The organism is Puniceibacterium confluentis (assembly GCF_007923445.1).
Lineage (GTDB): Bacteria > Pseudomonadota > Alphaproteobacteria > Rhodobacterales > Rhodobacteraceae > Puniceibacterium > Puniceibacterium confluentis.
Map to the genome: position 1 here is coordinate 1 of NZ_VOJI01000092.1, position 769 is coordinate 769.

1 pseudogene is annotated in these 769 nt (G+C 61.9%); it reads left to right on the forward strand.

Features of this window, described 5'->3' with window-relative positions:
* Positions 1-23: 23 nt before the first annotated feature.
* Positions 24-769: pseudogene (locus tag FOY53_RS22670) on the forward strand (IS5 family transposase); the annotation flags it as partial.

Consider the following 769-nt stretch of genomic DNA (forward strand, 5'->3'; position numbering starts at 1 on the left):
GGCTCCGCAAGGAGACTTGATCCATGAGCAATCCTTACTGGCTGACCGAGGCGCAAATCGAGCGCCTGAAACCGTTTTTCCCCAAGAGCCACGGCAAGCCCCGGGTTGATGATCGAAGGGTTCCAGGTGGCATAGTCTTCATCAATCGCAATGGCTTGCGGTGGTGCGATGCGCCTGGAGAGTATGGTCCGGCCAAAACACTCTGCAACCGCTGGAAACGCTGGAGTGAAAAGGGCGTTTTCGCCCGGATCATGGCGGGCCTGGCCGCTGAAGGCGCCGGACACAAGACCATCATGATCGACGCGACCTATCTGAAAGCGCACCGCACGGCCTCGAGCCTGCGGGTGAAAAAGGGGGGCGTGCTCGCCAGACCGGACGCACGAAGGGCGGCATGAACACGAAGTTACATGCCGTCACCGATGCGAAGGGCCGCCCGGTCCGGTTCTTCATGTCGGCTGGACCCCCTCCCGGTGATGCAGGCATCACCTGCCGGGCAGCGGGTGAGCGGTTACACCGGCGCAGCGGCACTGCCGAGTGGCCTGCCGAAGGCGGATTGGCTCCTGGGGGATCGTGGACACGATGCCGACTGGCTGCGAGAAGCCCTGAAAGACAAAGGGATAAAGGTTTGCATCCCCGGTCGAAAGTCCCGCAGGAAAGCCGTGAAACATGACAAGCGGCGGTACAAACGGCGCAACCGCCCCTCTCGTGACATTGCTGCGCAATGCACTGCCGGGCAGTGATCGAGATCATGTTCGGCCGCCTCAAGGAC